Annotated in this window: 7 protein-coding genes; 2 read left to right on the top strand and 5 right to left on the bottom strand. The window is 56.5% G+C overall.

Translation table 11 applies throughout. The features are described 5' to 3' along the window. The first annotated feature begins 452 nt into the window (after nucleotides 1–452). Both purH and purD read left to right on the top strand, forming a co-directional pair. A complete protein-coding gene (purH, locus tag USH94_RS21440; protein WP_111966118.1) occupies nucleotides 453–2042 on the top strand; it encodes a bifunctional phosphoribosylaminoimidazolecarboxamide formyltransferase/IMP cyclohydrolase in 1590 nt (529 codons plus the stop codon). 15 nt (nucleotides 2043–2057) lie between these two features. Then, the gene (gene purD, locus USH94_RS21435) at nucleotides 2058–3350 is read left to right on the top strand and encodes a phosphoribosylamine--glycine ligase (protein WP_111966117.1); all 1293 of its coding nucleotides are present in this window, start codon (nucleotides 2058–2060) and stop codon (nucleotides 3348–3350) included. Nucleotides 3351–3408: 58 nt separating this feature from the next. Here purD and USH94_RS21430 read toward each other — a convergent pair whose 3' ends face one another. The 5 genes from USH94_RS21430 to hemE all read right to left on the bottom strand — a co-directional run bounded on the left by USH94_RS21430 (nucleotide 3409) and on the right by hemE (nucleotide 6949). Beyond that, nucleotides 3409–4101: a DUF1481 domain-containing protein gene (locus tag USH94_RS21430; protein WP_111966116.1), complete on the bottom strand. Its 693-nt coding sequence runs from the start codon at nucleotides 4099–4101 to the stop codon at nucleotides 3409–3411. Between the two features lie 11 nt (nucleotides 4102–4112). Continuing rightward, nucleotides 4113–4385: a nucleoid-associated protein HU-alpha gene (gene hupA / locus USH94_RS21425; protein ID WP_002445246.1), complete on the bottom strand. Its 273-nt coding sequence runs from the start codon at nucleotides 4383–4385 to the stop codon at nucleotides 4113–4115. A gap of 186 nt (nucleotides 4386–4571) precedes the next feature. Beyond that, entirely contained in the window at nucleotides 4572–5162 is a 591-nt protein-coding gene (locus tag USH94_RS21420; RefSeq protein WP_008503468.1) for a YjaG family protein, read from the bottom strand. A gap of 41 nt (nucleotides 5163–5203) precedes the next feature. Then, nucleotides 5204–5875: a deoxyribonuclease V gene (gene nfi / locus USH94_RS21415; protein ID WP_111966115.1), complete on the bottom strand. Its 672-nt coding sequence runs from the start codon at nucleotides 5873–5875 to the stop codon at nucleotides 5204–5206. A 9-nt stretch (nucleotides 5876–5884) separates the two neighbouring features. Continuing rightward, on the bottom strand, nucleotides 5885–6949 hold the full coding sequence (hemE, locus tag USH94_RS21410) for a uroporphyrinogen decarboxylase (RefSeq protein WP_111966114.1): 1065 nt from the start codon (nucleotides 6947–6949) through the stop codon (nucleotides 5885–5887). Between the last annotated feature and the right edge of the window lie 30 nt (nucleotides 6950–6979).

Raw genomic sequence — 6979 nt, 5'->3', positions numbered from 1 at the left:
GCCCACACAGATTGTCTGATAAATTGTTAAAGAGCAGTGCAACGCGGCTTTCGCTCACCGTTGCGAGGTGGCGTATATTACGCTTTCCTCTTTCAGAGTCAACCCGTTATTGCAGGATTTTTTCTCTTCAACCGACCGGGTTGTTTGTGAAGTGATTCACATCCGCCGTGTCGATGGAGGCGCATTATAGGGAGTTCCCTAACGACCGCAACCGAAAAGTTGCAAAAAAATGACTGACTGCTGCATTCCCCAGCAAAACCCCGCCTTATACCCTTTTATGCACAAAGTTATCCACAGTGATGCGAAAAAGTGAAAATGTGCGAGCGTTGCGCAAACGTTTTCGTTAAAATGCTCGCGCTTAACAAGGATGCCTCGTCAGGTGTGTTAGATGAGTTTTTCGCAGGAAAATTCATCTAACGCTCTCTGTAATCGTGAAATCCAGGGGATTTACCATGCAACAACGTCGTCCAGTCCGCCGCGCTCTGCTCAGTGTTTCTGATAAAGCCGGTATCGTCGAATTCGCTCAGGCACTTTCTGCACGCGGTGTAGAACTGCTTTCTACAGGCGGTACCGCTCGCCTGTTAGCAGATAAAGGTCTGCCGGTAACCGAAGTGTCCGATTACACCGGTTTCCCGGAAATGATGGATGGACGCGTCAAAACCCTGCACCCGAAAGTGCACGGCGGTATTCTTGGCCGTCGCGGCCAGGACGACGCCATTATGGAACAGCACGACATCGCGCCGATCGACATGGTTGTCGTTAACCTCTACCCGTTTGCCCAGACCGTTGCCCGCGAAGGCTGTTCTCTGGAGGATGCCGTAGAGAATATTGATATTGGCGGCCCAACCATGGTGCGCTCAGCAGCCAAGAACCATAAAGATGTGGCTATCGTGGTGAAGAGCAGCGATTACGAGACCATTATTAATGAGATGGATGCCAACGAAGGGTCACTGACTCTGGATACCCGTTTCGACCTCGCCATTAAAGCTTTCGAGCACACCGCAGCGTATGACAGCATGATCGCCAACTACTTCGGTAGCCTGGTGCCGGCTTACCACGGTGAAAGCAAAGATCCTTCTGGCCGCTTCCCGCGTACCCTGAATCTGAACTTCATTAAGAAACAAGATATGCGTTACGGTGAGAACAGCCACCAGCAGGCTGCCTTCTATATAGAAGAAGAGGTAAAAGAAGCCTCTGTTGCGACCGCTCAGCAGGTTCAGGGCAAAGCGCTCTCCTATAACAACATTGCCGACACCGACGCGGCGCTGGAATGCGTGAAAGAGTTCAGCGAGCCGGCCTGCGTTATCGTCAAGCACGCCAACCCATGCGGCGTGGCGGTAAGCACCTCTATTCTGGATGCCTACGATCGCGCCTACAAAACCGACCCGACCTCCGCGTTCGGCGGCATTATCGCCTTCAACCGCGAGCTGGATGCTGAAACCGCACAGGCCATTATCTCCCGCCAGTTTGTCGAAGTGATTATCGCGCCATCGGCCTCCGAAGAAGCGCTGAAAATCACCGCGGCAAAACAGAACGTGCGCGTACTGATTTGCGGCCAGTGGGCAGAACGCGTGCCGGGCCTGGACTTCAAACGCGTAAACGGCGGCCTGCTGGTTCAGGACCGCGATCTGGGCATGGTGACAGAAGCCGACCTGCGCGTGGTGACCAAACGCCAGCCGACCGAACAGGAACTGCGTGACGCGCTGTTCTGCTGGAAGGTCGCGAAGTTCGTAAAATCCAACGCCATCGTCTATGCCAAAGAGAACATGACTATCGGGATAGGCGCAGGCCAGATGAGCCGCGTTTACTCTGCGAAAATCGCGGGTATTAAAGCAGGTGACGAAGGTCTGGAAGTCAAAGGCTCCGCCATGGCCTCTGACGCCTTCTTCCCGTTCCGTGACGGTATCGACGCCGCAGCCGCTGTGGGCATCACCTGCGTGATCCAGCCAGGCGGTTCAATCCGCGACGACGAAGTGATTGCCGCTGCCGACGAACACGGCATCGCGATGATCTTCACCGACATGCGCCACTTCCGCCATTAATTCCCGGAGCTGAAAATGAAAGTATTAGTGATTGGTAACGGCGGACGCGAGCACGCGCTGGCGTGGAAAGCGGCGCAGTCTCCGCTGGTGACAACGGTCTTCGTGGCACCGGGCAACGCCGGTACCGCACTGGAACCCGCGCTGCAGAACGTGGCTATCGGCGTGACCGACATTCCGGCGCTGCTGAGTTTTGCCCAGAGCGAGAAAATCGACCTGACCATCGTCGGCCCGGAAGCGCCGCTGGTGATTGGCGTGGTGGATGCGTTCCGCGCAGCGGGCCTGAAAATTTTCGGCCCAACGGAAGGCGCCGCGCAGCTGGAAGGCTCCAAAGCCTTCACCAAAGATTTCCTCGCGCGTCATAACATCCCGACGGCGGAATATCAGAATTTCACTGAAGTGGAGCCTGCTCTGGCCTACTTACGTGAGAAGGGCGCGCCGATTGTTATCAAGGCCGACGGTCTGGCCGCCGGTAAAGGCGTGATCGTCGCGATGACGCTCGACGAAGCCGAAGCCGCAGTTCAGGACATGCTGGCGGGCAATGCTTTCGGTGATGCGGGCCACCGCATCGTGATCGAAGAGTTCCTCGACGGTGAAGAAGCAAGCTTCATCGTGATGGTAGACGGCGAGCACGTTCTGCCGATGGCCACCAGCCAGGACCACAAGCGTGTGGGCAATGGCGATACCGGCCCGAATACCGGTGGAATGGGCGCTTACTCCCCCGCTCCGGTAGTGACTGACGAAGTTCACCAGCGCACCATGGATCGCATCATCTGGCCGACCGTGAAGGGAATGGCGGCAGAAGGGAATACCTACACCGGTTTCCTTTACGCAGGTCTGATGATCGACAAGCAGGGTAACCCTAAGGTCATCGAATTCAACTGCCGCTTTGGCGATCCGGAAACGCAGCCAATCATGCTGCGCATGAAATCCGATCTGGTGGATCTGTGCCTGGCAGCCTGCGATGGCAAGCTGGACGAAAAAACCTCCGAGTGGGACGAGCGTGCGTCTCTCGGCGTGGTGATTGCTGCGGGTGGTTATCCGGGCAACTACAGCACCGGTGATGAAATCCACGGCCTGCCGCTGGAAGAGATTGAAGGTGCGAAGGTGTTCCACGCGGGTACGAAGCTGGCTGGCGACGATCGCGTCCTCACCAACGGCGGACGCGTGCTGTGTGCAACCGCGCTGGGCCATACCGTGGCAGAAGCACAGAAACGCGCCTATGCGCTGATGGCAGATATTCACTGGAACGGTAGCTTTAGCCGTCAGGATATCGGCTATCGCGCGATTGCACGCGAGCAGGGGAAGTAACAGAACCGTCTGTTTCCCCTCACCCTAACCCTCTCCCTCAAGGGAGAGGGTATTTACCTCAGAAACTCTTCTCCGTCGGCTGCCAGGTGCAGAAGTCTTCGTTCGCCACCAATAGCAATTGAGAACCTTCCGGCGCCTCAAGCCACGCCACACTCACTTCCATTGATGAATGACGCTGACGGCGTTGAATGTGTTCGGTCGCCCAGGATTCAAGCTCAGGCTTGACCGTTTGCCCTTCGCAGGTCGTCACCGTCCCGTCGTTATGCCAGCGCCCCTGGCGCAGCACGACGCGTCCCAGACGAAGCGCATCGCTGGTCTGGCGGATTTGTTCGGCACGATAACGGTAGAGGGCGATTTGATCGCTGGAAAGCTGCTGTTTTTGACCGCTGACTTCGCGCTGCATAAAGCTTAGCTCGCCATGGTCGTCAAAACGCACTTTCACGTGTTCGGGGGTCTTGCTGTAGACGTTCAGCTCAATCAGCGACAGGTCATCTCCCTGCCAGCGATATTCCGCAGTCGACGTATTGCCGTTATGCCACGGGCTGAAGGCAGAAAGCAGATGAACTTCGCCGCCGGAATCTTTGCGCCAGACCCTGACCGCGCCCTGGTTGTCCGCGTAACCGCTGGCGGTAAAAGGCGGCAGGGAGGTGTCGTGGCTACAGGCTGACAGCAGCAGCATGCCTGCCAGCGCGAGCGTTCCACGCCAGAAAGACAAAAGGGGCGTTACCGCCCCTTCGCTAAAACTGTTCACTGCCACGCGTCTTACTTAACAGCGTCTTTCAGTGCTTTACCAGAAACAAATGCCGGCACGTTAGCTGCGGCGATTTTGATTTCTTTACCGGTCTGCGGGTTGCGGCCAGTACGCTCAGCGCGGTGGTTCACTTTGAAGGTACCGAAACCAACCAGTTGTACAGCATCACCTTCTTTCAGAGACTCAGTAATAGCAGCCAGGGTAGATTCCAGAGCAGCTTTAGCCTGCACTTTAGACAGATCAGCCTTGTCCGCAATTACATCAATCAGTTGAGTCTTGTTCATAAGTTATCCTTTCAATGTGTTTATCGCTTGCTAAGCATCGAGTGCGACGAAAATGCCAAAAAAGCACTCTCCTGCATACACGCACCGATAGCCACTTTTTTTCGCCCCCCAAATGTAGACCAGACAAGGGGCGAAAGGGAAGAGTCGAGGAGCGACAAAACGGGCGTTATCTCAAGATTTATTGTCTCATTGGTTAAAAATTATACCAATATTGCTCTCGCCAGCCTCTCGTAAGTCCGCGCGCAGCCCTTTTATCAGCTCAATATCGCGTTCTTCACACTCTGCTAACAGGCGGAAAATTTCCCACTGAATGTCCCATTCTTGCTCAACCGCCGGGTTCGCACGCAGCTCTTCGTCGGTCATTTCCCGACCTTCCTGGGTCATTTCCAGCATCGCGACGGTCGTAATAGATGCCTTACTGACTTCAATAGCGTGCTCCAGCGTTTCACCGCTCAGACGGGAGTGAAGCAGTTCGCTTAACGCCACGCAGGCATCAATCGCCGGGTAGACGCCGTACAGATCAAAATCATCCGCAACCGGGATCGCCTCTTCCAGCTTTTCGAGCTGAGAGTCGAAATTCACCTTCGCGTCTTTCACCGTCAGCGTTTCCCAGATCAGATCCAGAATGCGGCGGTAGATATGGCCATCACCAAAACCCGTCTGCTTGCAGAACGCGGCATAGTTGGGATACATACGCTCGCACAGGCAAGCCATAAAGGTGACGTGCTGCCAGCTTTCCAGCTTTTCAAGGCGCAGGTGAATCGGGTTTTGTAGCATGATGATCTCTCGAATCGAAAATTAGGCGCAGTTTACCTGAATCATCGCTGAATTTCCTGCCAACGAACAAAAGCCGGACGTGAAGACGCCACGGCGTCTGCCCAGCGCGTCGGCTCCGGCAAGCGGTAGCCCTTCATGCAGCGCTGCACCCACGCGAGGGCGCTGTCCATGCTCACACGGTGCCCGGTAGCGATAAAGAGCGGGTTACAGCGTGCCTTGCTGCGCCAGACCCACGCCAGCTGGTCGCCTTTATGGATGAGCGGCGCCAGCGCACCCGGCTCGGATGAAAGAGGTTCAAACGCGCCGCACAGGCGTTTCTTGGCGACGCCAATGGTCGGCACATCCACCAGCAGCCCAAAATGACTGGCAACGCCTAAACGACGCGGATGTGAGATCCCGTGCCCATCGACAAACAGCAGGTCAGGTTTTTGCGAGAGATGCTCCCATGCTGCCAGCAGCGCGGGATATTCGCGGAAGGAGAGAAAGCCCGGAATATACGGCATGGTGGTCGCGATACGCGCGACCTTGTACTCCACCAGCTCGAGCGAAGGGTATTTCAGTACCACCATCGCCGCTCGCGTCACGTCCCCACCCTGCTCGAATCCGACGTCTGCTCCGCCAATGTACTGCGGAGGGTCCTTATCCAGACGATCCTCGCGGATCACCGATGAGGCCAGTTCGATTTGTTGAGCGCGTAGCGACGCGAGATCCATAACGACTCCTTACTTGTGATACTGGGCAGAAAGCCGATGCACCGCCTCCACAAATACGCCTGCGTGTTCTGGCGGCACATCCTGATGAATGCCGTGGCCGAGGTTAAAGACGTGGCCTTCCCCCTGGCCGAAACCAGACAGTATAGTCGACACTTCTTCTTCAATGCGGCCTGGCGGCGCATAAAGCATGGACGGGTCCATATTGCCCTGCAGCGCTACTTTGTCGCCCACGCGACGACGCGCATCGGCAATATCGGTGGTCCAGTCGAGACCCAGCGCGTCGCAGCCGGTTGCCGCCATCGCTTCCAGCCACTGGCCGCCACCTTTGGTGAACAGCGTCACCGGCACGCGGCGACCTTCGTTTTCACGCAGCAGACCGTCGACGATTTTATGCATGTAATACAGGGAGAACTGCTGATAATCGCGCCCGGTCAGCACGCCGCCCCAGGTATCGAAAATCATCACCGACTGCACGCCCGCCTTAATCTGCGCGTTCAGATAGAGCGTAACGCTCTTCGCCAGCTTGTCGAGCAGCGAATGCAGGGCCAGCGGCTCGGCGTACATCATCTTTTTAATCATGGTGAAGGCTTTGCTGCTGCCCCCTTCCACCATATAGGTCGCCAGCGTCCACGGGCTGCCTGAGAAGCCAATCAGCGGCACTTCCCCTTTCAGCTCGCGGCGAATGGTGCGCACGGCGTTCATCACGTAGCCCAGCTCGCCTTCCGGATCGGGAATCGGCAGCTTGTCCACGTCGGCTTTGCTTTTGATCGGAGAGGTGAAACGCGGACCTTCACCGGTTTCGAAGTACAGGCCAAGGCCCATCGCATCCGGAATGGTCAGAATATCCGAGAAGAGGATCGCCGCATCCAGCGGGAAGCGGCGCAGCGGCTGGAGCGTCACTTCACAGGCCAGCTCGGCGTTTTTGCAAAGCGACATAAAATCGCCCGCCTGCGCGCGCGTGGCTTTGTACTCTGGCAGATAGCGTCCCGCCTGGCGCATCATCCACACCGGGGTGACATCAACGGGCTGGCGCAGCAGCGCACGCAGATAACGATCGTTCTTCAGTTCGGTCATTTTTGCAGTTCCTTAAGCGTCATGGCCTCA

The organism is Enterobacter sp. 148H3 (genome assembly GCF_034107425.1).
In the GTDB taxonomy this organism is placed as follows: domain Bacteria; phylum Pseudomonadota; class Gammaproteobacteria; order Enterobacterales; family Enterobacteriaceae; genus Enterobacter; species Enterobacter vonholyi.
This window is presented reverse-complemented; position numbering and strand designations above follow the sequence as displayed.